The sequence below is a fragment of the uncultured Chloroflexus sp. genome (assembly GCF_937129525.1).
Taxonomy (GTDB): domain Bacteria; phylum Chloroflexota; class Chloroflexia; order Chloroflexales; family Chloroflexaceae; genus Chloroflexus.
In genome coordinates, this window is record NZ_CAKZNK010000046.1 from 33,251 (window position 1) to 58,774 (window position 25,524).

At 56.6% G+C, this 25,524-nt stretch carries 22 protein-coding genes, 1 tRNA gene and 1 riboswitch; of the genes, 9 read left to right on the plus strand and 14 right to left on the minus strand.

Annotation, left to right across the window (positions count from 1 at the left end):
* Positions 1 to 42: 42 nt before the first annotated feature.
* The 9 genes from Q0650_RS04545 to Q0650_RS04585 all read right to left on the minus strand — a co-directional run bounded on the left by Q0650_RS04545 (position 43) and on the right by Q0650_RS04585 (position 8,813).
* Positions 43 to 1,257, minus strand: a complete 1,215-nt coding sequence (locus Q0650_RS04545; RefSeq protein WP_298816366.1) for an AAA family ATPase — start codon at positions 1,255 to 1,257, stop codon at positions 43 to 45.
* Positions 1,258 to 1,501: 244 nt separating this feature from the next.
* On the minus strand, positions 1,502 to 2,356 hold the full coding sequence (locus tag Q0650_RS04550) for a hypothetical protein (RefSeq protein WP_298816368.1): 855 nt from the start codon (positions 2,354 to 2,356) through the stop codon (positions 1,502 to 1,504).
* Positions 2,349 to 3,134: a class I SAM-dependent methyltransferase gene (locus Q0650_RS04555; RefSeq protein WP_298816370.1), complete on the minus strand. Its 786-nt coding sequence runs from the start codon at positions 3,132 to 3,134 to the stop codon at positions 2,349 to 2,351. The genes Q0650_RS04550 and Q0650_RS04555 overlap by 8 nt, the downstream gene beginning before the upstream one ends.
* A 61-nt stretch (positions 3,135 to 3,195) precedes the next feature.
* Positions 3,196 to 4,344, minus strand: coding sequence for a glycosyltransferase family 4 protein (locus tag Q0650_RS04560; RefSeq protein ID WP_298816372.1), 1,149 nt, complete (start codon positions 4,342 to 4,344; stop codon positions 3,196 to 3,198).
* Positions 4,345 to 4,401: 57 nt separating this feature from the next.
* Positions 4,402 to 4,476 (minus strand) — tRNA-Cys (locus tag Q0650_RS04565).
* Between the two features lie 44 nt (positions 4,477 to 4,520).
* Entirely contained in the window at positions 4,521 to 4,997 is a 477-nt protein-coding gene (locus tag Q0650_RS04570; RefSeq protein ID WP_298816374.1) for an aminoacyl-tRNA deacylase, read from the minus strand.
* A 10-nt stretch (positions 4,998 to 5,007) separates the two neighbouring features.
* Positions 5,008 to 5,964 (minus strand): HAMP domain-containing sensor histidine kinase, encoded by a 957-nt coding sequence (locus tag Q0650_RS04575; RefSeq protein ID WP_298816456.1) that lies wholly within the window; start codon positions 5,962 to 5,964, stop codon positions 5,008 to 5,010.
* A 338-nt stretch (positions 5,965 to 6,302) separates the two neighbouring features.
* Complete coding sequence (locus Q0650_RS04580) at positions 6,303 to 7,439, minus strand: homoserine O-acetyltransferase (RefSeq protein WP_298816375.1); 1,137 nt, start codon at positions 7,437 to 7,439, stop codon at positions 6,303 to 6,305.
* Between the two features lie 78 nt (positions 7,440 to 7,517).
* The gene (locus tag Q0650_RS04585; RefSeq protein ID WP_298816377.1) at positions 7,518 to 8,813 is read right to left on the minus strand and encodes a homocysteine synthase; all 1,296 of its coding nucleotides are present in this window, start codon (positions 8,811 to 8,813) and stop codon (positions 7,518 to 7,520) included.
* Positions 8,814 to 8,922: 109 nt separating this feature from the next.
* Positions 8,923 to 9,034: riboswitch (SAM riboswitch) on the minus strand.
* Positions 9,035 to 9,366: 332 nt separating this feature from the next.
* Between Q0650_RS04585 and Q0650_RS04590 the strand changes: the two genes are divergently transcribed.
* The 4 genes from Q0650_RS04590 (at position 9,367) to Q0650_RS04605 (ending at position 14,024) form a co-directional block, all read left to right on the plus strand.
* Positions 9,367 to 10,095, plus strand: coding sequence for a carbon monoxide dehydrogenase subunit G (locus Q0650_RS04590; RefSeq protein ID WP_298816379.1), 729 nt, complete (start codon positions 9,367 to 9,369; stop codon positions 10,093 to 10,095).
* A 111-nt stretch (positions 10,096 to 10,206) separates the two neighbouring features.
* Positions 10,207 to 10,689 carry a (2Fe-2S)-binding protein gene (locus Q0650_RS04595; RefSeq protein ID WP_298816381.1) on the plus strand — a complete coding sequence of 161 codons (483 nt, stop codon included), beginning with the start codon at positions 10,207 to 10,209 and terminating at the stop codon, positions 10,687 to 10,689.
* Positions 10,690 to 10,732: 43 nt separating this feature from the next.
* Positions 10,733 to 13,096: a xanthine dehydrogenase family protein molybdopterin-binding subunit gene (locus Q0650_RS04600; protein WP_298816383.1), complete on the plus strand. Its 2,364-nt coding sequence runs from the start codon at positions 10,733 to 10,735 to the stop codon at positions 13,094 to 13,096.
* A gap of 67 nt (positions 13,097 to 13,163) precedes the next feature.
* Positions 13,164 to 14,024: a xanthine dehydrogenase family protein subunit M gene (locus Q0650_RS04605; protein WP_298816385.1), complete on the plus strand. Its 861-nt coding sequence runs from the start codon at positions 13,164 to 13,166 to the stop codon at positions 14,022 to 14,024.
* Between the two features lie 105 nt (positions 14,025 to 14,129).
* On the opposite strand, the gene Q0650_RS04610 is transcribed toward Q0650_RS04605, so the two are convergent.
* Entirely contained in the window at positions 14,130 to 15,155 is a 1,026-nt protein-coding gene (locus Q0650_RS04610) for a hypothetical protein (protein WP_298816387.1), read from the minus strand.
* A 144-nt stretch (positions 15,156 to 15,299) separates the two neighbouring features.
* On the opposite strand from Q0650_RS04610, the gene Q0650_RS04615 reads away from it, so the two are divergent.
* On the plus strand, positions 15,300 to 15,920 hold the full coding sequence (locus Q0650_RS04615; protein WP_298816389.1) for a DoxX family membrane protein: 621 nt from the start codon (positions 15,300 to 15,302) through the stop codon (positions 15,918 to 15,920).
* A gap of 171 nt (positions 15,921 to 16,091) precedes the next feature.
* Here the strand turns inward: Q0650_RS04615 and metG are convergent, their stop codons facing one another.
* Positions 16,092 to 17,897, minus strand: coding sequence for a methionine--tRNA ligase (gene metG, locus Q0650_RS04620; protein ID WP_298816391.1), 1,806 nt, complete (start codon positions 17,895 to 17,897; stop codon positions 16,092 to 16,094).
* Between the two features lie 337 nt (positions 17,898 to 18,234).
* Here metG and Q0650_RS04625 point away from each other — a divergent pair, with 337 nt between their 5' ends.
* The 4 genes from Q0650_RS04625 (at position 18,235) to Q0650_RS04640 (ending at position 22,900) form a co-directional block, all read left to right on the plus strand.
* Positions 18,235 to 19,476, plus strand: coding sequence for an SH3 domain-containing protein (locus tag Q0650_RS04625; RefSeq protein WP_298816393.1), 1,242 nt, complete (start codon positions 18,235 to 18,237; stop codon positions 19,474 to 19,476).
* A complete protein-coding gene (locus Q0650_RS04630) occupies positions 19,473 to 20,318 on the plus strand; it encodes an exonuclease domain-containing protein (RefSeq protein ID WP_298816395.1) in 846 nt (281 codons plus the stop codon). The genes Q0650_RS04625 and Q0650_RS04630 overlap by 4 nt, the downstream gene beginning before the upstream one ends.
* Positions 20,319 to 20,659: 341 nt before the next feature.
* Complete coding sequence (gene rpoD, locus Q0650_RS04635; RefSeq protein ID WP_298816396.1) at positions 20,660 to 21,805, plus strand: RNA polymerase sigma factor RpoD; 1,146 nt, start codon at positions 20,660 to 20,662, stop codon at positions 21,803 to 21,805.
* 201 nt (positions 21,806 to 22,006) lie between these two features.
* On the plus strand, positions 22,007 to 22,900 hold the full coding sequence (locus tag Q0650_RS04640) for a DMT family transporter (RefSeq protein ID WP_298816398.1): 894 nt from the start codon (positions 22,007 to 22,009) through the stop codon (positions 22,898 to 22,900).
* Between the two features lie 25 nt (positions 22,901 to 22,925).
* Here Q0650_RS04640 and Q0650_RS04645 read toward each other — a convergent pair whose 3' ends face one another.
* The 3 genes from Q0650_RS04645 to Q0650_RS04655 form a co-directional block, all read right to left on the minus strand.
* Positions 22,926 to 23,726, minus strand: a complete 801-nt coding sequence (locus Q0650_RS04645) for a slipin family protein (protein ID WP_298816400.1) — start codon at positions 23,724 to 23,726, stop codon at positions 22,926 to 22,928.
* A 47-nt stretch (positions 23,727 to 23,773) separates the two neighbouring features.
* Positions 23,774 to 25,021 carry a nodulation protein NfeD gene (locus Q0650_RS04650; protein WP_298816402.1) on the minus strand — a complete coding sequence of 416 codons (1,248 nt, stop codon included), beginning with the start codon at positions 25,019 to 25,021 and terminating at the stop codon, positions 23,774 to 23,776.
* A gap of 290 nt (positions 25,022 to 25,311) precedes the next feature.
* Positions 25,312 to 25,524, minus strand: coding sequence for a DUF951 domain-containing protein (locus Q0650_RS04655; RefSeq protein WP_298816404.1), 213 nt, complete (start codon positions 25,522 to 25,524; stop codon positions 25,312 to 25,314).

Consider the following 25,524-nt stretch of genomic DNA (forward strand, 5'->3'; position numbering starts at 1 on the left):
GCGCAGCTTTTCTCGTGCTGGTCGCTCGCGAATTGTCGGTTATCACCGGCTACCGTCACGTGGGTCGCGGCGCGGCGACACGCGCGGGCCGCGGGTGGTAAAGATGCCCCCTTCGGCGGCATTACTTCGCTCGTGCGTCAGACTGATGCTAGGAGGTTGCGGCCCATCGCTTTGACCGACCGCCAGTCGTTGCAATTCGCTTTGCCGCAACTCTTCAGCCCGATCGATCAACTCGGGCGCTTCATCGTAATAGAATTGCAGGGCCTGACCGTGCTGATCCACCCCGGTGTAGCGCAATTCGACGATACTGCCAGAAGGAATACCACCCGAAGCAAGTAGATCGGCCAGCGGCGCTTCGATGTCTTTCAAAATCCGCTGTCGCAAAGGGCGCGCTCCAAATCGCGAGTCGAATCCTTTCGTGAGCAGGTATTCTTTGGCTTCCGGCGTGACCCGCAACTGTACGGCGTAACGCAGATATTGCTGGTTGCACTCGGCGATCATCCGATCAAAGACCTGACTCAGCACGTCAGCCGAGAGCGGACGGAACGCGATAATCTCGTCGAGGCGGTTGATCCATTCTGGCTGGAATACCTTCTGCAATGCTTCAAAGCCGATCTGGTAGATTTCGCGACCCGTGGCTTCAACGTCTTTATGCGGAGTGCGAAACCCAATTGTGCGCCGGTCGAGGAAATCGACCATCTCTTTAGCGCCAACGTTCGTAGTGAAGATGACAATACTCTGATGAAAACTTACCCGTCGGCCACCGTTGAGCAGTAAAATCTCTCCGTCCTCCATGACCTGCAAGAGCAGATTCCACAGTTCCGGCTGCCCTTTCTCTATTTCGTCAAACAGTACGACACTGTTTTCTTGCTCGATGATGTCAGGATTGAGTAACGGCTTCTGGTCGCGGCCAACATAGCTCGGCGGCGCGCCAACCAGAGCGCTTACCTCATGACCCTGACTGAACAGCGAACAGTCGATCTTGAGAAATGCGCTCCCATCAGGACGGAGTAATTCGGCCAGCGCGCGCGCTGTGGCGGTTTTGCCAACACCGGTGGGGCCGAGGAAGAGAAGTGTAGCGCGAGGTCGTCGAGTATTTCCGGCTGAGAAACCAAAGCGCGACCGGTTGAGCACCCGGATCACACTTTCGATAGCCCGTTCCTGACCAAAAATCTGCTCGCGCAACTGACGTTCGATCAGGTCAAGCGGGTTCTTATCGCCACGCACCGCCAGCTTCATCTCACTCTTTTCAGTCATAACGCCTCCCCTGCCGGCAACCGGCAACTTTCCAGCCATTGCTCAAGTGCCGGGTGAAGCGCTTTGTCTGCATCACAATCCTGGGATGTGCGCCCTACCACCCGCTCAACGCCCCCAACGCTCTTTGCCGCTATCAATGAGAAGTGTAGTGCTTCCTTTTCCACCAGGGTTTTTGTTTGATCTATATATTGCCTGTATTGTACCACTCCCCTTTTATCTGTGAACAAAGTTAATAAAACTGTTATCAACGCAGCCATGCTAGCGCGGTTGTGACTACGATGATCGAGAAGAAGAGCAGGGCCAGGGGAAATCCTCCCAGGAGGATAATGAACGCGACGTAGGGCAATGACCCACAGGCATAGGCTACACTCACCACTATCATCAACATACGACCGCGTTTGCGTCCCGTGGCCCAATCGACCAGGCGAGCCAGCGCGTTGCCGGTCATTGGCCCCAACAAGAATGCAACGATGAAGCCAAAAAAACCGGCCCAACCAATTGCGATACCAGCGAGAAACGTGGCGAACAGAGCATAGATGACGGCTACTACGCCGGCGACCAGCAACTGCGTCGGTCCCACCTGATAATTGACCGGTGTGCGCTCGCGGGCACACTCAAGACAAATCTGGCCTACCGGCGTGGCGCGCGCGCATTCCGGGCAGATCGGACGGCTGCAACTAATACAGCGCAAGCCGGTTTCTCGCTGCGGATGGCGGTAGCAGAACAACGTCTCGGTCTCGGTCACGGCATTAACCGGCGGCGGTTCTGTCACTTCAACGGCTTCTTCCCGTTCGCGTTCGCGCACCTGCACGCCGGTTGGAGCCAGCAATTCACCCGCAGCCAGCCGCGCTTCGACATGTTCAAGCGTGGCGCGCGCTTCGCTGTGGTTGGGATCAATGCTTAAGGCTCGCAACAGATACTCGCGCTTGTCACGGTATGGGCGCACTGCTGCCGCCATTCCCAGCAGTGCCTCGACGTGATTGGGATCAATCTCGAGCGCCTCGCGAAACCGCAAGCGCGCCGTCACCGTATCGCCAGCAATCAACGCTGCTCTGCCGGCAGCGGCCAGTTCAGCAGCCGTCATCGTCGATTCAGTCATAGCGCCTCCGCAAGACGAAAAAGTAGTAGGGGGCATCGTCCGGCGCCGGCGCCTCATAGATCCGGCGCAGGATCGGTTCCCATAACAGATTTGGCGTGAAGGGTGGCGCCAGCAGCCAGCGACCGGTCAGGGCGCGGGTGATCAGGCTCGGCGCGCCATAGTAGTGGCTGAAATCAAACAACTTCAACGCCGCGTCACTCAGGTAGGGCCGACACACTTCAACCGTAAAGCCGGCCTGTTCAAACCGGCGCGTCCATTCTGACCGGCTGAGCGTATTGTGATGATCCGAAATGCGGTTGAACCAGCGGCCATACTGACTTCCATTGAGACCGAGTCGGTTGAGCAGCCATGTGCCGAGCAGCTCTCGCGGGAAGCGATCGCCAACTACCGAAGCAACGAACACCCCACCTGGACGCACTACCCGCGCCACTTCGCGCAAGGTCTGATCGAGCGGCACAACATGTTCAAGCACGCAATTCGAGATTGCCGCCGCAAATGATCCATCGGCAAATGGTATGGCTGCGCCATTTGCAACGCAGAGACCGGCGTAAACACCGCGCTGCGCCGCTTCGCGGGTATCGGCCCGACGCGGATCAATCCCGATAATGCGTTTACCGGGCAGCGCAATCTGCACAAACGTGCCATCACCCGAACCAATATCGATGATCGGTTCAGGAAGTTCGGGTACCATCTCGGCGAACAGGCGCGCCTCAACCGCGCGAATCATCGCTCGATGAATGGGTAGTGTCAACAGATGTGGCCGTAAATAGTCAGGCATACGCTCGTCACATCGCATCTGTGCGCTATTGTGTCCATCACTACCATTGTACCGCGTTCGTTTAACCCGCAACGCCGAGCGCGCGAAACAGACGCTCATATTCATCAACTGTGCGTTCCGTGCTAAACAACGCCGCCACCTCCTCGCGCGGTCGCACATAGCTAGCGCGATTGGCAATGATCTCCAGAATGGCATCGGCCAGCGCAGTGGCGTCGCCAATCGGGACAACCTTTCCCATCCCGGTCATCAATGGCGGCTGACGCACTCCCGGCAGATTGCTGGCGACGGTTGGTGTGCCGCACAACATTGCTTCAACCTGCACCAGGCCAAAGGTCTCGGTCGAATTCAGTGACGGTACGACCAGCACATCGAGATTGGGAAAGAATGCCGCCATTTCACGCGGACTCAGCGTTCCCAGAAATGTCCAGTGATCGCGGAAACGCTCGAACAGCGGCGCCAATCGACGCGCGTAAGCCTCCTCGCCCAAGACGTGCTCGTGCTGCCCGGCAAAGAGCACTCGCGCCGTTGGGTAAACGGTCAAAATGCGCGGCAGTGCCGCGAGCAACACTTCGACTCCCTTCTCTGCCGCCAGACGAGCCGCCATACCGATAACCGGCCCTTGCAGATTCCAGCGCCGCCGGAAGGCGGCAATGTCTGCCGCTGACACTTCCGCTACCTCTACCGGCGGGGGGATGATCGTCACCTTTTCGCGCCAGCGCCGCAGGTACGGCGAGTGATCGGCAAAATCCTGCGTGTAAGCGACGATGCGCGTCGCCAGGGCTGCTGCCACCTGATTGGTCACATCAACCACTCGATTGGCTACCCGATTGAGCCATCCCGGTGGCAATTTGAGATCACTATGGTAGGTGAGTACAACCGGCTGCTTCAGCAATCTGCCGCGCAGCGCCAGCCCCGGCGCATCGAATTGAGGCAAATGCAGACTCATCGCGTCGTGCTCAAGGGATAGCCGGGTGGCGAGCCAGCCAAACGTGGGCATAATCACGCCCTTGCTCACCCGTGCCAGCACCGGCGCGCGCGCGATCCGCACGCCATCGAGTATTTCGAAGCGCGGCAGACTCGGATCATATTGCGAAGTTAAAATGGTAACTTTGTGACCCCGCCGGGCCAGACCGCGGGCTAACCGTTCGACATAGATGGTGAGACCACTGGTATAGGGACGATAATAGGTCAGTGCGCAAAAGATTCGCATGGTACGCCATGAAACAAAGAACGAGAGGCGATCAACCTCTCGCTTAGTAGATGCCTCTGGAGGCGACGGCGGGAATCGAACCCGCGAATGGCGGTTTTGCAGACCGCTGCATTACCACTTTGCTACGTCGCCATCGGCCTTATTGTAGCACAGGCAAGCCAACCGCGCAACTTGAGTCACCGCTGCGCGGCAATTGCGCCTATCGTCGATCCCAGCGCGCGCGCAAGATCGGTCGGCGCCAGACCCAGCATCACCCCGCGCTGACCGGCATTGACGTAGATCACCGGATGAACGAGCGCCGTCTCATCCAGATACGAATTCCACCGCTTCGCGACTAATGCCAGCGCGCCAATCCCACCCACTCGCAACCCGGTTAAGCGCTCAGCTTCGGCGCGCGGTACCATGTCGAGGCGTTTTACGCCAGCGAGCGCGGCCAGCCGTTTCAGATCGAGCTGACTGTTGGCCGGCACCATTGCCAGTACCGGACGAAGGCCGGCCCCGCCAGCTACCAGCGTCTTAAACACCTGTTCCGCCGGCACTCCAATCGCCGCCGCCACCGCTACTGCATCTGGCGCTGCCGGATCGTATTCGTGAACTGAATAGGGAATGCGATGCCGATCTAGCAAGCGCATTGAATTTAGTTTGTCTGCCATCCTGATTGTCTCACAACGAAGCCGCTACCGGCGATTGCTCTTTCACCAAAGGGATGGTAACCCAAAAGGTTGTTCCCTTGCCGGGCTGGCTCATCACGGCAATCGAACCATCCATCGCCTGGCACAGACGCTGGGCAATAGCCAACCCGATGCCGACACCACTGTAACGTTTCGTCAATTGCTCTTCAAAACGGGTAAACGGCTCGAAGATCAGATCGAGTTGCGCGCCCGTCATCCCTTCGCCGGTATCACTCACCTTCATTTGTAACAGCGGTGGCCCTTTACCATTGTTGTGGATCGTCACCGTTAGCCTGATCTCACCCTGATGAGTGAACCTGGTTGCATTCTGCAAAAGGTGTAACAAAATCTGTCGAACCTTTGCCCGGTCAATCTCTACGATCGTGGTCGGATCTACCTCCAGCTCAATCATTAACTGATTATTTCGCTCGCTGGCAAGCGGCAAAATTGCAGTTTTCACTTCATCGATTACTAAACCAATTGGCCATCGTCCGCGATTCACCACTACATCGCCAGCCTCCAAACGGGTCAACTCGAGTATCTCATTGACGAGCGCCAGTAATTGCCTTGCTGCTGAATTGATTCGTTGCAAATAGTTTAGGGTTTGCTCTGTCTGTAACAAACCGTTCTCTGCGTCTTCGGCTAACAATTCGCTATAGCCGATAACGATGCTGAGCGGTGTGCGAAATTCGTGACTCATATTGGCCAGAAACGCACTTTTCGCTCGCGTAGCGGCAATTGCCGTCTTGCGCACTTCGTTCAGCTCGCGCTCTAATTCCAACAGTTCTTGCTGCAAATGTAGCCGTTGCCTGCGCTCACGCCAGTACAGCCACAGACTCCAGCTCAGGCCGCCACTGAGCGCAACCATTACCGCAAGCCAGGGTTGTTCTTTCAGTGTCAGCACATAGATAGCCAGAGCCAGCAACCCCAATAGCAGCGCTCCGACCATCAAACGCCAGGCCCCTGCTAGCAGCAACCGCCATCGTTCCTGCCACAGCAATTTCAATTTCAAGCGCAGGCCTCGAAAATCTGGACGTATTCAAAGGCATCTACATACCACTATTTTAGCATACGGCAACAATGAACCTTCTCAGGCAGACATTAACCTTTCCGATAGATCATTGGCCTGACACTCACGACTGCGAGCAATGGCCTGCTACCAGTCTAAAGATCATCGCGCCGCGCTATTCCCATCTGCAAAGATAGCGCAGTCTCTTCTGCTATCAGAACACCCCAGACTTCTGAAGCCAGTTCTTCTCTTTTCTTACAGTCGTAAACTTTATACTCTTACCCGGCCATTACCTGATCAAGAAAATCGCGAATCAATTCACTCTGCGCAGCCATATCGGTCAAGAAGGCATCATGCCCGGCGTCAGTGGCGATCAGATGGGTCGTAAACGAACGACCAGCCGCTTGCGCTGCTGCCGCCATCTGAAAGGTTTCGGCTGGCGGATAGAGCCAATCGCTGCTATAAGCCAGACCGAGAAAACGCGCGCGCGCCTGATCGAACGCGGCTGTCAGTGAACCGTAGCGCGCCGTAAGATCCCAGTTATCCATCGCCCGCGTAATCACCAGATAGGAGTTAGCATCGAAACGGTCATTAAACCGGGCCGCCTGATGTTCGAGATAGTGCTCGATAGCAAAACGTGGTTCTAAATCGAGGGTGTCGGGATCACTGCGCCGTCCAAACCGTTTCTCCAGCTTCTCTTCGCAGAGGTAGGTGATGTGACCAAGCATGCGCGCCACAGCCAGCCCATCACGCGGTGGTTCGCTATCGTAATAGTCGCCACCTCGCCAGCGCGGATCGGACATAATCGCGCGTCGGCCAATGTAGTTCCAGGCTACCGTTTGCGGGCTTGAACGCGCGCTGGTTGCCAGCAAGATCGCGCTCCGCACCCGCTGCGGATATTCCACTGCCCAGGCCAATGCCTGAAACCCACCCATCGAACCACCGGCAACTGCCAGTAACGTTTCAATTCCCAGCGCATCGATCAGGCGCTGCTGCGCATGCACCATGTCTTCGATGGTGATCATCGGAAAGCGTGACCCGTAGGGCTTGCCATCGCTCGGATGCGGGCTTGACGGGCCGGTTGAGCCGCGACAGCCGCCAATCACGTTCGAGCAGATTACAAAGTAGCGATTGGTATCGAACGGCCTGCCCGGGCCAATCATTGCATCCCACCAGCCCGGTTTGCGATCGGTGGGGCTATGGTAGCCGGCAGCATGCGCGTCGCCCGACAGGGCATGCAGGATCAAGATCGCATTCGAACGATCGGCATTCAATTCGCCGTAAGTCTCATATGCCAGCGTTAATGGCCCAAGCGCTGCGCCACTCGTCAGCGTCAGCGGCGTCGTCCAATGCATTCGTTGGGTACGCACATAGCCAACCCCCTCCGGGGTTGGCGCATGAACTACAGCTTCCATCTTGCGCTCTCCCTGTCTACCCACACGCCTGATGGTTAGCGGTGGCGGCGACGCCATTGTCGCCGCTTCCCCTGCATTTTATGAAGGAGTCCCGGCCAGGGCCTGATCGAGATCGGCCAGAATGTCATCAATCGTCTCTAGCCCAATCGAAAGCCGCACGTAATCATCGGTTACTCCGGTAAGACGCTGCTCTTCCGGCGTCAACTGGCTGTGAGTTGTGGTAGCCGGATGGATCGCAAGGCTCTTGGCATCACCGATGTTGGCCAGATGCGAGAAGAGACGCAATCGCTCGATGAACGTTCGCCCGGCAACGCGCCCACCCTTCAGGCCGAAACCGACGATCCCGCTCTGACCGCGCGGCAGATACTTCTGCGCCAGGGCATAACTCGGATGGCTGGGTAGACCGGGGTAATTGACCCATGCCACTTTCGGATGCTCGCTCAGATAGCGCGCCACGGCCAGCGCATTCTTGCTGTGCCGTTCCATGCGCAAGGGGAGGGTTTCCAAACCTTGCAAAAAGAGAAAGCTATTAAATGGACTGAGCGATGCGCCGATGTCACGCAATCCCTGCACTCGCGCTTTGATGATGTACGCCAGATTACCGAACGCTTGCGTGTAGACCAGGCCGTGATAACTCGGATCGGGATTGGTAAACTCCGGGAAACGTCCGCTGGCCGCCCAATCGAATTTGCCACTGTCAACGATAATTCCACCAATTGCCGTCCCGTGGCCACCAATATATTTCGTTGCCGAGTGAATGACGATGTCGGCCCCATGCTGGATCGGTTGCCACAGGTATGGAGTGACCGTCGTGGCATCGACAATCACCGGCACGCCACGTTCGTGAGCAATAGCCGCGATCCGCTCGAGATCCAGCACATCGAGGCGTGGATTGCCCACCAGCTCAAGGAAAAAGGCTTTGGTTCGATCATCTATTGCAGCGGCAAACCCATCGTAATCACGCGCATCCACAAAACGGGTTGTAATACCCAGTTTTGGAAGGGTGTGACGGAACAGGTTATAGGTACCGCCATACAGATCCGAAGAGGCAACAATATTATCGCCACTACCGGCCAGATTCAGAATGGCCAGCGTCTCTGCTGCCTGACCCGATGACAATGCCAGCGCGCCGACCCCGCCTTCAAGCGCTGCCATCCGCTGTTCAAAAACGTCGGTGGTCGGATTCATGATGCGTGTGTAGATGTTACCGAATTCTTGCAGGTTGAACAAACGCGCCGCGTGATCGGTATCCTTAAACTGATACGACGTGGTGGCATAGATCGGAACCGCCCGCGATCCGGTGGTTGGATCGGGAATTTGTCCAGCGTGCAAGGCAAGCGTCTCAAAGCCGGTAAAGCGCGGAGCATCGGACATGCAAACCTCCTTAGACAATTCAGCCAGTGCGATCAGATTGAAGGCAACAAAAACGCCCTCAACGTGCGATGAGGGCGTGAAATCGTTGCGGCCAGCCGCTTTTCCACGTCGCTCATCTTCCAGAACTCTTCTGCCGGAATTAGCACCGTTCGCGCGCGGCGACGCGCGCGAGGGTTGCTGCGGTTTCAACGGGCCGGTCCCTCCACCGCTCTGGATGAGTGCGTGTCTGTTGTTGAGGTGCGTGATGGTGTCGCCTCCACCATTACGATGTCAATAATATAAACTATGCAACGCGCCTTTGTCAAGTATCAGAATAACCATCAATCGGCAATCGATTGCCGACTTCGTCGATCTGTGACCTTGACAAAGCGCTTGCAATTAGGTACGATGATTATGGAACCCATAACCTAAATGTACATATATTCATTGTTGATCGTTCACAAGCATTGTATTAGTGGCGACACCTCAACGTCGAGCTGTTGCTTCCGTCAATGCTTACCTGTCCAGAGGTTGTTCGGCTCACTATATCTGAACCGGACAGCAAGGAGTCATCGTGAAGATCGCCGGCAATTATTCCTTTGCGGCCAGTCGTGAAGAGGTGTGGGCAGCATTGAATGATCCAGAAGTATTGGCCCGCACTATTCCTGGTTGTCAGCGTCTTGAGCAAGTTGGCGAAAACGAGTACGAGAGCACGTTGAAGATTGGGTTGCAAGCGGTACGGGGTGTATACAGCGGTCGGGTGAAGATTGACAATCTCCGCCCACCAGAGTCATATGAGATCCATGTTGATGGCAAAGGCAGCAATGGTTTCCTGAAAGGTTCAGGTAGTATTCTCCTCCGCGAGGAGAATGGGCAAACAATTCTAGACTATGGCGGTGAAGCGCACATCGGCGGCACTATCGCCAGTGTTGGACAGCGATTGCTCGATGGCGCGGCAAAGACGCTCATTTCGCAGAGCCTCAAAGCGCTGGCAGCACAAATTGAAGCTCGTCGCACCGAAGCGCCGACACCCGAACTGGCTGCCGCCACTACACCCGAACCGGCTGAGACGCCAACACCCGAACCGGCTGCCGCCACCACACCCGAACCGGCTGCCGCCACCACACCCGAACCGGCTGAGACGCCAGCATTTCGTCGCACTATTCAGGTGCCAGCAGGTGAAGGCCTTAGTGAGGTTGACGTTGCCCTGGGCGTCATTGAAGATTTTCTCAAAGAGCGACCCTGGGTACCCTGGGTTATTATCGCATTCTTGCTTGGCTATCTACTGGGTCAGCGTCGTTAACAGTATCGCTAATTAGTCGGGCAATCACACCATTGCCATTGTTCCACCGGTCATGCCCGTCGTTCGCAATAGTCTAGTTGTTCGCTTCGCAGTCAACGAGGAGGTTGGAGAGTGACAACGATTACGGTCACGGTCAATGGCATTCGCTATACCAGTGAGGTTGAGCCGCGCTTGCTCCTGGTACATTACCTGCGCGAGCACCTCAATTTGACGGGCACTCATATCGGGTGTGACACCAGCCAGTGTGGCGCTTGTGTAGTTCACATCAACGGCGTGAGCGTCAAATCCTGTACCACGCTGGCAGTCCAGTGTGATGGCGCTGAGATTACTACCATAGAAGGCCTGTCCAGCGATGGGCAGCTTCACCCCTTGCAAGAAGGATTCTGGGAAAAGCACGGTCTTCAGTGCGGCTTCTGCACCCCTGGCATGATCATGGCAGCCGCCGATCTGCTCAAACGGAACCCCAACCCCACCGAAGAGGAGATCCGCCACGGCCTGGAGGGCAACCTCTGCCGCTGCACCGGCTATGAGAACATCGTTCGGGCTGTGCGCTACGCCGCTGAAAAGATGGCCGCAGCACAGGCCGCTGATTAATCCGTCCGGCAGATTTCACAACGAACCTAGTGAGGAGTCGAGGATGACCGCTACCGAAATGAAGGAGCGACTGGTTGGGCGGGCGCTGAAGCGCCGGGAAGATCCGAAGCTGATTACCGGCCACGGTAATTATCTCGATGATATTAAATTGCCGGGAATGCTGCACATCGCCCTCGTGCGCAGTCCTTACGCCCACGCCAAAATCGTCTCGATCGACGCCAGCAAAGCGCTGGCAATGCCGGGTGTGGTCGCCGTCTTTACCGGCAAGGACATGCTCGATATTAACCCGATGCCGGCAGCCTGGCAGGCCGCAGGTGTCAAGAACTATCCGGTGCCGCCTCGCGCCCTGGCAGTCGATAAAGTCGCGCTGGTCGGCGATCCGGTGGCGATGGTGGTGGCCGAAAACCGCTATATCGCCCGCGATGCCGCTGATCTGGTCGAAGTGGAGTACGAACCGCTTCCGGCGGTAGTTGATGCTCGCAAGGCAGTCGAACCGGGCGCGCCCCAGATTCACGAGGCAGCGCCGAATAATATCGTGTTTGAGTGGGAATGTGGCAACAAGGATGCCGCTGACGCTGCCATCGCAAGTGCCGAAGTGGTGGTCAAAGAAGAGATCATCAATCAGCGTCTCATTCCCACCCCAATGGAGACACGCGGCTCAATCGCGCGCTATGATCCGCTCACCGGCGAATGGACGGTCTGGATGACTTCGCAGGCGCCGCACGTTCATCGTCTGTTGCTGACCGCGTTTGTCTTCGGTGTGCCGGAAACCAAGCTGCGCTGTATCGCGCCCAATGTGGGTGGCGGTTTCGGACAGAAGATCTTCTGCTACAACGATATGGCCTTCACCATGTGGGCCGCGCGCAAGTTGGGCCGTCCGGTGAAGTTTGTTGAAGATCGGTCTGAAAACTACAAGTATTCGACCCATGGCCGCGATCATATCACCGAGGCTGAGCTTGCCGGTACTCGTGATGGCAAGATTACCGGCTTGCGGGTGAAGACCTGGGCCAATATCGGCGCATACTTCTCGACCGTTGCCGCCGGTATCCCCACTACGTTGTACGGACGAATCATTACCGGTGTCTACAAGATTCCCGCCGCCTATGTCCACGTCACCGGCGCGTATACCAATACGGCAATGGTTGACGCCTACCGCGGCGCCGGTCGCCCAGAGGCCAGCTATCTGATCGAACGGATGGTTGACCGCTTTGCTGCCGAGATCGGTATGGATCCGGCGGAAGTGCGCCGCAAGAACTTCATCCAGCCCGAAGATTTCCCCTACGATAACGGCCTCGGCTTGCTGCCTTACGATAGTGGCAACTACGAGCCGGCGCTCAACAAGGCTCTCGAAATCGCCGGCTACGCCGAGTTCCGCAAACAGCAAGAGGAGCTGCGCAAGCAAGGTCGCTACCTCGGTATCGGTATCTCGTCGTATGTCGAGATTTGCGGTATCGCCCCCAGCGCCTGGATGGGTGGTCAGGGTTGGGGCGCCGGCCTGTGGGAAAGCGCGAATGTGCGCGTCCACCTCACCGGCAAGGTGGTGGTTACGACCGGCTCGCTACCACACGGTCAGGGCCTCGAAACAACCTTTGCCCAGATCGTCGCCGATGAGCTAGGCGTCCCCTATGAAGATGTCGAAATCCAGTGGGGCGATACACAGGGCACTCCGTTCGGCTACGGCACCTACGGTTCGCGCTCGCTGGCCGTCGGTGGTGTGGCGATCAAGCGCAGCGTCGATAAGATTAAGGAAAAGGCGCGCAAGCTGGCCGCTCACCTGCTTGAAGCCAATGAAGCAGATATCGTCTTCGAGAATGGGCGAGCCTATGTCAAGGGGTCTCCTGATAAAGGCAAGACCATTGGCGAACTGGCCGCAGCCGCCGCAGTGGCCTATAATCTGCCACCCGGCATGGAACCCTTCCTTGATGAGACCAGCTACTACGATCCGCCGAACTGCACCTTCCCCTTCGGCACACATGTGAGCATTGTGGAAGTCGATCCCGAAACCGGCCACGTCAAGCTCCTGCGCTATATCGCAGTTGACGACTGCGGTAACCAGATCAATCCGCTGATCGTCGAAGGGCAAATTCACGGCGGTATTGCCCAGGGATTGGCCCAGGCGCTCTACGAAGGGGCCGTTTACAACGAGGATGGTCAGTTGCTCACCGGTACGCTAATGGATTACGCCGTTCCCACGGCGGCAATGGTGCCACACATCGAGACCGATCACACCGTGACGCCATCACCGGTTAATCCGCTTGGCGTCAAGGGTGCCGGCGAAGCAGGCACGATTGCTTCGGCCCAATGCGTGATGAATGCTATCATCGACGCGCTGGCTCCATTTGGCGTGAAGCATCTGCAAATGCCGGCAACACCCGAACGCATCTGGAAGGCAATTCACGGCAAGTAGACGAGACAGTCCGGGCGCAGATGGTTTTGCCATCTGCGCTTCCCGGCAAACATAACAGGGAGCAGCTATGATTCCAGCCCCATTTGATTACTATGCGCCAACCAGCCTCGCCGAGGCCTTGACATTGCTCCAGCGCCACGGCGATGACGCCAAGATTCTGGCCGGCGGGCATTCACTCTTGCCTGCAATGAAGCTGCGCCTGGCTTCGCCGAGTGTCCTGATCGACATTAATAAGGTTGCCGAGTTACGCGGCATCAAGGTCAACGGCACCGTTGAGATCGGCGCAATGACAACCTGGAGCGCCATTGAGCATCACGCAGATCTGGCCAAAGCCTGCCCGGCTATGGCTGATGCAGTGGCCTTGATCGGCGACATTCAGGTGCGCAACCGCGGCACCATCGGCGGCTCACTGGCTCACGCCGACCCCGCTGCCGATATGCCGGCGGTCATTCTCGCCGTCGATGCTCAGATTCACGTCGAAGGACCCAATGGCCCACGCGCAATCGCCGCTGCCGATTTCTTCACCGATATGCTTAGCACAGCGCTCGAGCCTGGCGAGATTATTACCTCGATTACCTTTGACAGCCACGGCGCCGGCGAGGGATCGGCTTACGCCAAGTTCCCCCATCCGGCTAGCCGCTACGCTATTGTCGGCGCGGCTGCTTATGTCAAAATGGAGAATGGACAGGTGACGGCTTGCCGGGTCGCGATTACCGGCGCCGGTCCCAAGGCCGAGCGGCAAAGCGCTGTTGAGCAGGCGCTGATCGGCACTGATGGCAGTGCCGATGCCGTCGCTGCTGCCGCTGCTCATGCCGGTGAAGGGATGGATATGCTCGGTGACATTCACGCCAGCGATGAATACCGACGGGCAATGTGCAAAGTGTATACGAAGCGCGCGCTGTTGAAGGCGATTGAACGAGCCAGGTAAAAGAGCTAGCTTTGGATGGATCAGTTCAGGATCGTTTACGAACGAGGCGGGTGATGAAACCCGCCTCAATGTTTTTCTGTGCATCGAACCGAAGAAGTGTTCCCTTTAAACCCGCTTGAAATGCACAATGGCCTTATGCCCCGATTGCCTGCCCTCAAAGGTCACTGCGTACAACCCGCGAGGCACATTTTTAGGCACGAAGAGCGTTCCTGTATAAGTGCCCTTATCGTCCACCGTATCACCACCTGTGAAGCGGACTTCAACCACCGTTCCGGTCGCGACTTGGGTGACGTAGGCGCCGATCGACTCATAGGGGACAAAGCCGGTGATCTCAACTTCCAGGGCAAAGAATTCTGCAACGTCGCCTTGCAAGCAGTTTGGTGCGATCGAACCATTGACCGGCGGGGGAATATCATCACACGGACCCGGCCTCGGCGTAGCGGTCGGTGTCGGTGGGGGAGCAGGCCGATCGCCAAACGCTTCGCGGCCCAGCAAACCCAGCAATACTACCTCTGGCCCAAGTCGTTCGTGTAATTCAAAACGCGCTCGCTCAAACCACTGCGTTAAGACGGTATCGCCAGATGTGTTTGTCTCGATCCGCGCTTCAGTGAGCGGCAAGCCGAACAATGCCAGACTCTCGGCCTCGCTGAAACCGCGCCGGCCATCGAACTCTAATCCATGCGACTGCCAGTAACGCAAGAATGCGCCACATACGAGATGTTGGGTTTGATCAAAGTAACGACACCCCGCCTGCTGCGTACTCGGAGCCTTCGGTTCATTCTGCCACGGTGTCCCACGCCGCTGGAGCAAATCATCGCCTAACCGGCCCAACAATACATCGTAGGGCTGCGGATTACCTGGATGCAGTTCAAACCGACTCCGCTCGAAGATTTGCACCAAACGCAATCGCCCCTCAACTTCCTGATAGAAAGCAGGCGTAATGGGGTATCCGAAGACCGGTAAGCCGCCGTGCTGACGCCAATAGGTAGCAAACCGGCCCTCAATACAGTCGGCAACCTCGTTGAAACAGATCCGTTCCTGAGCCTGAGCCGAACGAACCGACACGACTCCCATCAGAATGACCGTCAGAATTATAGTGATTTTAAAATGTTTTTGAAATAATTTGTTCATATAAATAACCCCTGTAATCATAAAAGACTTTCATGTAAAATAATAAGACGACTTTGTTAAATGTCGCAAAAAACAACATTAACCTGTAGTTGTCATTTGTTTCGTTAGATCGGCCTCCTTCTATGCTATCTTTATCACAGGAAATTGGTCACAAAGAATCTGGCAAGGAGGCCAACCATACTACCGAAAACCCCAGTCAATGAACAACACGAAGTCCAGTTTCCCGATCCGCCGTTCGTTCGCGTCTTGTTCAGCAGCACCAAATTTGCCTGGTTGTTCCTGATCATTCGGCTCTTTCTCGGCTATTCCTGGCTCACTTCCGGCTGGGGCAAATTGAATAATCCGGCCTGGATGGAGAGTGGCGCCGCCATTCTCGGTTTCTGGAAAAATGCAGTCACAATACCAGAGACCGGGCGACCGCCGATTGCTTACGACTGGTATCGTTCCTTCATCCAGTTTCTGATCGATACCGAGTCGCATACCTGGTTCGCCAAATTGATCGTTTATGGTGAGATTCTGGTTGGAATCGGCCTGGTCGTTGGCGGCTTAGTCGGTTTTGCCGCCTTCTTTGGCGCCTTGATGAACTTCAACTTTATGCTCGCCGGCACTGCCAGCACCAATCCGGTGATGTTCACTCTTGCCATCATCTTGATGCTGGGATGGAAAGTTGCCGGCTACTATGGCCTTGACTACTATCTGCTACCGCTGCTCGGCACACCCTGGGGACGCAACAAACCAGCCCGACCTGCCGCTGCAACTGCCTGAATCACCAGTTCCCTGCAATCGCTGCCCGTCGCGATCATGTGATCGCGACGGGCATTTTTTACTCAAAAGACGGGAACGAAGTTTGAGTGAGTTGACTCGCTAGACACCATTCGATCATAGTTCAGGATGCGTTCACCAGATCCAGGTGAGGCAAACCGGAAGATGCCGTCCTTACCCTGTGGCCCGGCTCTGCATCCGCGCCAGCTCATCCTCAACAACCTGCTCGTCCAGCTTCTTGAACAACGGTTGCGGCGGGCGCAACGTCTGGCCGACCGGCAGCGCCGATGGCTCCCAGCGTCCTACCCACTGCTCATACTCACCGGTAAGCACGCGATGAGTGCGGCCATCAGCTTCGGTTACCTCGCGGAAGAGCAACGGGCCGGCAATGTAACCATCATAACCCAGGTACTCATGCAAGCGCTGGCTTGAGAAGGGCAGGAAAGGCGTAAAGATGATCTTGAGCGTATCCACGCATCGTAACGCAACATACCAGATCGTAGCTGCGCGCTCGCGATCTTGCTTGATGACCTTCCAGGGTTCCTGTTCACTCAGGTAGATATTCACCTGGCCAGCCAATCGCATTGCTTCGCTCAACGCCGCCTTGAAACGAGCCGCTGCCAGCAAATCGCCAACTGTCTCTAGCCCTGTCGTAACCTCTTCCAGCAATTGCTCGTCGGCAGCAGTCAATTGACCGGGCTGTGGCACCTGACCAAAATTCTTGTAGACGTTGGTCAGGGTGCGATTAACCAGATTGCCCCAGGTCGCAACCAGCTCGTCGTTATTGCGCCGCACAAACTCAGCCCAGGTAAAATCGGTGTCCTGATTTTCCGGGCCGGCAATGGTGAGAAAGTAGCGCAACGCATCGGCGTCATACCGGCTGAGAAAGTCATTGACATAGATTACGATGCCCCGCGAACTCGAGAACTTCTTGCCCTCCATGGTCAGAAATTCGCTCGAGACCACATTGTAGGGCAGTTGCAGCGGAATGCCCTCGTACTTCCCTCCTGGATGCGCGCCAAACTGACCGCCAGCCCCATAACCCAGTAACATTGCCGGCCAGATCACCGTGTGAAAGACGATATTATCTTTACCCATGAAGTAGAAATGGCGCGCGTCTGGATTCTGCCACCACGCCCGCCAGGCATCCGGATCGCCGCGATTGATTGCCCATTCGATGCTTGCCGACAGGTAGCCAATGACAGCATCAAACCAGACGTAGATCTTCTTGTCATCGCGATGCACATACTCCGGTAATGGAATTGGCACACCCCATTCGAGATCGCGCGTGATCGGACGCGGCTTCAGATCTTTGAGAAAGTTGAGCGAGAAATTACGCACGTTTGGTCGCCAGTGGTGTTGTTGGTCGATCCAGGTGCGTAACTGCTCGGCAAATGCCGGTAGATCGAGGAAGAAATGTTCGGTTGGCTTGAAGACCGGCGGCTGCCCATCAACCTTCGAACGAGGATTGATCAGGTCGGTCGGATCGAGCTGACTCCCACAATTGTCGCACTGATCACCGCGTGCCTCGTCATAGCCACAGATCGGGCAGGTGCCTTCGATATAGCGATCGGGTAACGTTCGTCCGGTTGTAGCCGAGAATGCGCCTAACGTCTCTTTGCGGATAATATAGCCTCGTTCGTAAAGTGTGCGAAAAATATCCTGCGTTACAGCATAGTGGTTGGCTGTCGTAGTGCGCGTGAACGTATCATAGCTCAGGCCGAGATTGTACAAATCATCGCCGATGATCTTATTGTAGCGATCGGCAATTGCTTGCGGCGTTGTACCTTCTTTATCGGCAACCAGCGTGATCGGTGTACCATGTTCGTCAGTGCCTGAAATCATCAGTACACGATTGCCCCGTAATCGATGGTAACGGGCAAAAATATCAGCCGGCACACCAAACCCGGCCACGTGCCCGATATGACGCGGCCCATTCGCATAAGGCCACGCAACCGCAACCAGAATATGCTCAGACATGCTGACACCTCAATTGGGCAATAACTGGCAACTTCTGCGTCACCGAACGTCAGTCTGACGGAATATGATCAGACTCTACACAAAAGCACTTTACAGAACACAGATTAAGGAAAAGAGGGAAGCTGGCGGTTAACCCGCCATAAAACCGCGCGCGGTCAGCCGAAGGCCGCGCCAATGGGCAGGCGTGAACCAGGATTGAGGTATCAAATCTATTGATCGACCCATGGTTACTCCACGATTGCCACGACAGCATCTGTAGTATAACACAGACACAGTTGCAGGTAGTGCCAGATTCGCATATTATAAACATCCGAAGCTGCTGTCATTGAGGATGCTCATGCAAACAACACTCAGTCAGATTTCACTGCCTATAGCAATCAGTCTGATCTTTCTCGGTATCGTCATCATTGTGCTGGTCGTCATCTTGATCCGCCGACGACAGGCTGCCAATCAGGCGCCGCCTACGCCTGAGATTCCACCGGCAACCACGATTGACTACACAGCCATCCCCCTTGAGGAACCGGAGAGCTGGCAGGATCGTCTGCGCAATCTGTCGCTGGCCGCCAGAGTGCTCCTGCTGCTGATTCCGATCTTGCTCTGCCTTTCGATTGGGGTGTTGGCGCTGAGTCTTATCAACGAAGAACAATCTGTCGCTCCGCCACCTACTCCCACCCCTTCGCCCATTCCTGTCACCCTCACCATCGAAGACGCAACTGTTGTGCGCGCCGAACCTCCAACGATCAATGTGCGTGTTCGCGCGACTGGCCTGCCTGACAATACAGAGTTGCAGGTAGAATTACGCGCCGATGGTCAACCGCTGCGCTGGTTTGATCCCGATCAGACAATCCGTATTCGCCGCGATCGCGGCGATCTGCGGGCCGAAAAATTGCCCGATGGCGATCCAACACCGCAAGGGCCACGCTATACGGTGGTGGTGCGTCTGCCTGACGGCAGTTTGAGCGACGAGGCTGAGCTGTTGATACCTGAGCTAGTTGCGGCTGCCTTCTTCGGAACAGTGGCAGAGGTACCCACTCCAACGTTCCCACCAACGTTCACGCCGGAACCGGTCGCGCAGGTCACCCCAACCCCGCCGCCAACACCGACCATTCCGCCTACACCAGTCTTGCCCGTCGGTCAACCGGTGGCGGTCATCAACGGCGGCAATGTGCGCAAACTACCGTTCATTACTGATAATGTCATTGGCGGAGTTAATGCCGGTGAGCAGGTGCAGATCCTGGCCCGCACTCCCAACGCCCGCTGGTTTTACGTGCGCACGGTGCGCGATGAAATCGGATGGGTAAGCGGTACGCTCCTCGCTGTCAACGACTTGATCATTGCCGAGGCCAGGGTTGCCAATGTCGTGACCGTCTTTGTCAGCGGGACGGTCTATTTAGCCGCCGATCCGGACAGCGCCGCAATCGACCGGGTCGAAGCAAATGAGGTGGTTGAATTATTGGAGCGCACCGCCGATGGATCGTGGTATCGCGTTCTCAATGTGCGTGATCGCGAAGGATGGGTGCAGGCCAGCCTGCTCGGCATTCCCGATGATGTGATTGCTCAGGTACCCATAGCCCAATGAGTCAGCTTGACCTGCAGCAGAAACTATCGGAGGCGCCGTTACTCTTCTTCGATGTGGAAACAACAGGTCTGCACATCAGCGAAGGCCATCGTATCTGCGAACTGGCGATGCTGCGCTACGAACACGGGCAGGAAGTTGGGCGAATCGACACCTTGATCAATCCAGAGCGCGATCTCGACCCGCAGGCGGCGCAAATCAACCAGATCAATCCCGCCGACCTGCTCGATGCGCCAACCTTTGACAGAATTGCGTCGGCAGTGGTTGAACTTGGGCGGGATGCCGTTCGGATTGCCCATTACATTGCGTTCGATGACGAATTTCTGACCATGGAGCTGGTCCGCAGCGGTTATCCTCCCCTTAACGGACCGGCGCTCGACACCTTCAAACTGGCCTGTCGAATCGGCGTGCCACGCGGCCAGCTCAGTCTCAGCAAACTGGCCAATACCTTCAATCTGCCGCCGCCAGCGCACCGGGCAATGAGCGATACGCTAACCCTGAAAGCCCTTTTTGAATTGCTGGCCGGCAAAATGGCCACTGAACACGGTGTGGTAACAATTAACGATGCCCTCCGCTTTGCCCGTGGCCTGCTGCCCGGTCAACCCGAACCGGAGGTACCTCCCCCCCTGGCCGCTGCGCTGGCCGAAGGCAAGACACTGCGAATCGTCTACACCTCGAATAGCAACCCGCAACCGACTGAGCGCCGCATCCGACCAATCGAGATCACCGTCGAGCAAACCGGTGTGTATCTGCGCGCATTCTGCTATCTGCGCAACGAAGTGCGCCATTTCTCACTGGCGAAAATCAACGACTACCTGCCTGATATTCCTGACGAATCCATCTAAAGAAGGGGTTGACTCTGGCGCGCCAACAGTGCTATAGTAACTCTAGTTACGTCTAATGGGGTGCCACGTCTGCGTCCCTCCATCGCGGCGACAGCTTGGGGTTTGAGGGTTCTCTCTCAACCCCATCTCTTTGCCAGAGCAGAACGGAGCGCGCGACGTGTAAGGCCCGGCGTTTTAAACCAGTCGCTGTGGCCTTTCTCTATTTGCGGCTCAGCGAGCCAGTTATTGCAGCAGCCCGCCGTCATTCCGACGGCCTAGTGATGGTCGTCATACCGGCCTGACGCCATCAACAGAGCATTGGTTGAACGATGTTGAGCAAAGCTACACCGGAGTCAGAGGCGATGATCGAGCAACTGCTCGCCGCAGCGCGGGTGCGCGGGTACATTACCCACGCCGACATTCTTGCCACCTTTCCTCATCCCGAGCACGACATTGCCGAAATTGATCAGCTTTATGCGATGCTGCAAGCCGAAGGGATCAAAGTTATTGAGTCAACCGATGAGTTGGAAGGTCCTGCAGAATTAGATCCCGACCCAGACCAGGATTTGCTGGTCGAATTGCCCGATCTGGGTGATATTGCTTTTGATGACCCGGTTCGGATGTATTTGCAAGAGATTGGGCAAGTGCCTTTGCTGACTGCCGAGCAAGAGGTTGAGCTGGCCAAAGCGATGGAGGCAGGCGCTGCTGCCCGGCAGCGGCTTGACCGCGAAGAGTATACTTCTGCCCGCGAGCGTTTCGAACTCGAACGCGCAGTGCAGCAGGGTCAAGATGCCCGTCACCACCTGATTCAGGCCAACCTGCGGCTGGTGGTGAGTATTGCCAAAAAATACACCTCATACGGCCTGACGATGATGGATCTGGTGCAAGAGGGTAATATCGGCTTGATGCGGGCGGTTGAGAAATTTGATTATAAGAAGGGTCACAAATTTAGCACCTATGCGACGTGGTGGATCCGTCAGGCCATTACCCGCGCCATCGCCGATCAGAGCCGCACGATTCGCCTGCCGGTTCATATGGGCGAAGCGATCAGTCAGGTCAAACGCACATCGCACCGCCTCCAGCAGACGATGCAGCGCGAGCCAACCCCCGAAGAGATCGCCGATGCTATGGGCATTTCACCCGGAAAGGTGCGTCGAACGCTCGAAGCTAGCATGCATCCGCTTTCTCTCGAGATGCCGGTCGGGCAAGAGGGTGAAGGTCGCATGGGCGATTTTATCGAAGATGATCGCATCTCAACTCCCGCAGAAGCCGCCGCCGCTTCATTGCTCCGCGAGCAGCTTGAAGAGGTGTTGATGAAGCTGCCTGAACGTGAGCGCAAGATTATCCAGTTGCGCTACGGCCTGAAAGATGGACGCTACCGCACCCTCGAAGAGGTCGGGATCGAATTCGGGATCACCCGCGAGCGTATCCGTCAGATCGAAGCTGTTGCGTTGCGCAAGCTACGCCATCCGCACCTGGGCAAGAAGTTGCGCGGCTACCTCGATTAGAAACCTGATAATGGCGCCGTCGCCCCTGTGCGCGTCACAGGGGCGATCTGCTGGCAAGAGATAATCCCTTGCCGTGTAATCTTCCCTGTATTTGTCTGCGCGCCGCTGCTGCGAGCGAGGCGGCAGTATCCTAAATATTGCTCCTCTGCCCGAAATGTTATTCACGCCGATTCGCCTGAAAGACTGCGTAACGTTATAACAATGCACCGTCTTGATGAAGCGCAACGCCCGCTCGATGTAGCGATGGTGATCATCGCTGCCTTAACATGGGGCACCATCGGAGTGGCCGTCGGCTGGCTTTACCGCCTTGCCGAGACCAACTCTCTTTCCATCGGCTTTTGGCGGTTACTGCTGTCAGCGCCGGTTTTGCTTGTTACCGCGCGAGTGCTCGCCGGGCCGCGAGCATTTCACATTCAGCCACGTCATATTGCGACCCTGGCCCTCATCGGCGCTGCCTTCGCCGGCTATCAGGTAGCCTACTTTGCTGCGATCCCCTATCTGGGGGTCGCGGCTGCGGTTCTCATCAATATCTGTAGCGCGCCCATCTTCACTGCCCTGCTAGCCCGCGCGTTTCTCGGCGAACGGCTACGCGCCAGCGCATGGCTGGCAATCGGCGGCGCGGTGCTCGGCGCGGCAATGCTGGTTGGCGGCGCGCCCCAGGTCCAATCGACCGCCGATCTCGTCATCGGTGCCTTGCTCGCGCTGACCGCCGGTTTCTCATACAGTCTGGTCGTCCTCGGCGCGCGTCTCATTGCCGCCAGCTACCATCCGGTTGTGCCGGTCGCGCTCTCGTTTACCTTCGGCGCTGTGCTGCTGCTCCCCGCGGCGCTGACCACAGGTCTGGTCGTTACCTACCCGCCATTGGGCTGGCTCGTGCTTATCTATCTTAGCATCGTGCCGACGGCGCTGGCCTATGCCCTTTATGTGCGTGGGATGCGGAGTGTGCGCGCAACTACTGCGGCGACTATTACCCTGCTCGAGCCGCTCGGATCGGCTTTGCTCGCTATTCTATTACTGGGTGAACGATTTACTGTGCCCGGTATGATTGGCGCTGCCTTGCTGATCGCCAGCATCGTGATCATTGCCCGGCGGTAACGCAAAGCAGCGCTCACCTTCGCCGTTAATCCGCCGGTTGACGCGCGTCGTTACTCACCGGATTGGCGGGAGTGAAGAATGCCTTCAGTGTATCAATCGGCAGCGGGAAGATAATCGTGCTGTTCTTCTCGGTAGCGATCTCGGTTAAGGTTTGCAGATAGCGAAGTTGCAATGTCACCGGTTCACTGGCCAACACCTTCGCTGCCTCGGCCAGCGTGCGCGACGCTTGCAATTCACCATCGGCATGGATCAGCTTGGCCCGCTTCTCGCGCTCGGCTTCAGCCTGGCGGGCCATAGCTCGCTGCATGTTCTGCGGCAGTTCAACATCTTTCACTTCGACAATCGTGACTTTGATTCCCCACGGCTCGGTCTGCTCGTCGATAATCTGTTGCAGCTTTTGGTTAATCTTCTCACGCTGCGCCAGCAACTCGTCGAGTTCGACCTGACCGACCACACTGCGCAGAGTTGTCTGAGCAATCTGCATCGTGGCCCGGATGTAGTCCATCACCTTGGTCACTGCCCAGTTCGGGTTAATCACCTGAAAGTACAGTACCGCGTTGACCTTGATCGTGACGTTATCGAGCGTAATCACCTCTTGCACCGGAACGTCCATGGTAATCACGCGCATATCAACACGCACCATCCGCTCAAAGATGGGAATAACGAAGAAGATACCCGGTCCACGCGGCCCCATCAACCGTCCCAGTCGAAAGATCACCCCACGCTCGTATTCGGGCACGATCTTGATCGCCGATAACAGGATCATCAACGCGATAAACGCCAGCACTGCCAGACAGGCAAGAAGAAAGAAGGTAATACCACTCATTACGAGGTCTCCTTTCCGCGATATGGTCAGTAGAGTCAACCCTGGCTCTACGATGACGACGATGTTGACATCAATTCCTCAGACGGATCGATCCGTCGCACAGTCAGGCGTAACGCATAGATACCGGTCACTCGCACAAATTCACCCTCTTCGGCAGTGCCATTTTCACATACTGCCCGCCAGAGCGCCCCTTCAACAAAGACCATTCCTTCTGGATCGAGCCGCTTGCGCACCTCGGCCAGTCGCCCGATAAGTCCTTCTTGACCGGTGGTGACTGGTCGATTGCGCGAACGTAACGCCAGCCAAACACCGGTTACGGCAAAGATGGCAATGATTGCGGCGACCAGCATCACCACCCACAATGCCACTGCTACTCCTGGGGCCTGCGTTGCATCAAAGAGCGTTAACGCGCTGGCAATCATAACGCCTACTCCAATGACGGTCAGTGTTCCGTGCGATGGAACAAAGAGATCGGCAGCGATCAAACCGAAGGCGATGAGAATGCCTACCACGCTCAACCATTGCACCGGCAGGGCAATCATACCAATGATAGCGCCTGCCAGCAACAAAACCCCTAGACCGGCGAGGATGCCTACCGTTGGGCTAAGAAATTCGGCATAAAACGCCAATCCGGCCATGATCAGTAGAATAAAGACAATGGTCGGATTGGCCAGCACCAACAAGAAGGCTTCAATCAGATTGACTTCAATGACCAGCGGTCGCGCGCCGAGGGTCGAGAGCGTCATCTGCTGACCACCAACTAGCGTGACAGTTCGACCTTCCAGACGTTGCAGCAATTCTGTCCGATCGCGCGCAACCAGATCGATAATTGGTGGACTAGTCTCAATTGCCTGCGCTGCCGTCGCAATAAATCCGCTCCGCAACGCCGTTTCAGCCCACGACACATCCCGGTTGCGCGCCGCGCCCCAGGCTTCAAACTGCTGCAACTGCTCGACGAGGAGCAGATCCTGAGTAGCCTCGCTGACTCCCATCGTTGGCACAAACAACGGCGCGGCAATGCCAAAGCGACTATCCGGCGCCATCGCAGCAATGTGAGCTGCCGGCAACAGCCACGAACCAGCAGCGCCGGCGTCATGACCGGCAGGATTAATATAGACCACGACCGGCACGCTTGCGGCGGCAATGTCGTTGGCCAGCGCGCGCGCTTCGCTCAAGACTGCGCCCCGGGGTGTAATATGCACAATCAGCATTTGCGCATTGGCTGCTTCAGCCTCACGCAAAGCGCGCCGAATATAGCCGGCAGCATAACTGCTAAGCACCCCATCGTATTCCACCTGGTAGATAGGTTGGATCGACTGCGCAGCAACACCAGCTACCAGTATGAGCCATAGAAGGCTGATGAGCGCAATCCGGTTACCCCAGATTGTGATTCGCGCAGAGCATGCGCGATAAACTTCCCTGCTCTGTCTTGCAAGGTATCGCATAGATATATGATCTAGTGCAGATGCGGCATAACGGCGACACTGCCATCATACCGCGTTTCATGAGGGTGTCAACGAACAGCGAATGGGGTAAGTACAGTATAAACGATATGCCGGGCTAGCGCGCGAGAGCCTTTTCGTCCTCATTCCAACTCGCCGGCGCTGCCTCGGCTCACAAAACGCTTGATCCGGCGCTCGAGCGTGGCCCGTGGCAGCAAAATGCGCCGCCCACACGTTGCGCATTGTAAACCAATATCAGCGCCGAGACGAACAATCTGCCATGTATCGCCGCCGCAGGCATGCGGCTTGCGCAATTGCACAACATCGTTCAGATAGAGTGGGATCGGCGGCGGCAT

Coding starts and splice junctions, on each gene's coding strand:
- Q0650_RS04545 (WP_298816366.1), bottom strand. CDS start 1,257: ATGACTGAAAAGAGTGAGATGAAGCTGGCGGTGCGTGGCGATAAGAAC.
- Q0650_RS04550 (WP_298816368.1), bottom strand. CDS start 2,356: ATGACTGAATCGACGATGACGGCTGCTGAACTGGCCGCTGCCGGCAGA.
- Q0650_RS04555 (WP_298816370.1), bottom strand. CDS start 3,134: ATGCCTGACTATTTACGGCCACATCTGTTGACACTACCCATTCATCGA.
- Q0650_RS04560 (WP_298816372.1), bottom strand. CDS start 4,344: ATGCGAATCTTTTGCGCACTGACCTATTATCGTCCCTATACCAGTGGT.
- Q0650_RS04570 (WP_298816374.1), bottom strand. CDS start 4,997: ATGGCAGACAAACTAAATTCAATGCGCTTGCTAGATCGGCATCGCATT.
- Q0650_RS04575 (WP_298816456.1), bottom strand. CDS start 5,964: ATGGTCGGAGCGCTGCTATTGGGGTTGCTGGCTCTGGCTATCTATGTG.
- Q0650_RS04580 (WP_298816375.1), bottom strand. CDS start 7,439: ATGGAAGCTGTAGTTCATGCGCCAACCCCGGAGGGGGTTGGCTATGTG.
- Q0650_RS04585 (WP_298816377.1), bottom strand. CDS start 8,813: ATGTCCGATGCTCCGCGCTTTACCGGCTTTGAGACGCTTGCCTTGCAC.
- Q0650_RS04600 (WP_298816383.1), top strand. CDS start 10,733: ATGACCGCTACCGAAATGAAGGAGCGACTGGTTGGGCGGGCGCTGAAG.
- Q0650_RS04605 (WP_298816385.1), top strand. CDS start 13,164: ATGATTCCAGCCCCATTTGATTACTATGCGCCAACCAGCCTCGCCGAG.
- Q0650_RS04610 (WP_298816387.1), bottom strand. CDS start 15,155: ATGAACAAATTATTTCAAAAACATTTTAAAATCACTATAATTCTGACG.
- metG (WP_298816391.1), bottom strand. CDS start 17,897: ATGTCTGAGCATATTCTGGTTGCGGTTGCGTGGCCTTATGCGAATGGG.
- Q0650_RS04625 (WP_298816393.1), top strand. CDS start 18,235: ATGCAAACAACACTCAGTCAGATTTCACTGCCTATAGCAATCAGTCTG.
- Q0650_RS04630 (WP_298816395.1), top strand. CDS start 19,473: ATGAGTCAGCTTGACCTGCAGCAGAAACTATCGGAGGCGCCGTTACTC.
- rpoD (WP_298816396.1), top strand. CDS start 20,660: ATGATCGAGCAACTGCTCGCCGCAGCGCGGGTGCGCGGGTACATTACC.
- Q0650_RS04640 (WP_298816398.1), top strand. CDS start 22,007: ATGCACCGTCTTGATGAAGCGCAACGCCCGCTCGATGTAGCGATGGTG.
- Q0650_RS04645 (WP_298816400.1), bottom strand. CDS start 23,726: ATGAGTGGTATTACCTTCTTTCTTCTTGCCTGTCTGGCAGTGCTGGCG.
- Q0650_RS04655 (WP_298816404.1), bottom strand. CDS start 25,524: ATGCCGCCGCCGATCCCACTCTATCTGAACGATGTTGTGCAATTGCGC.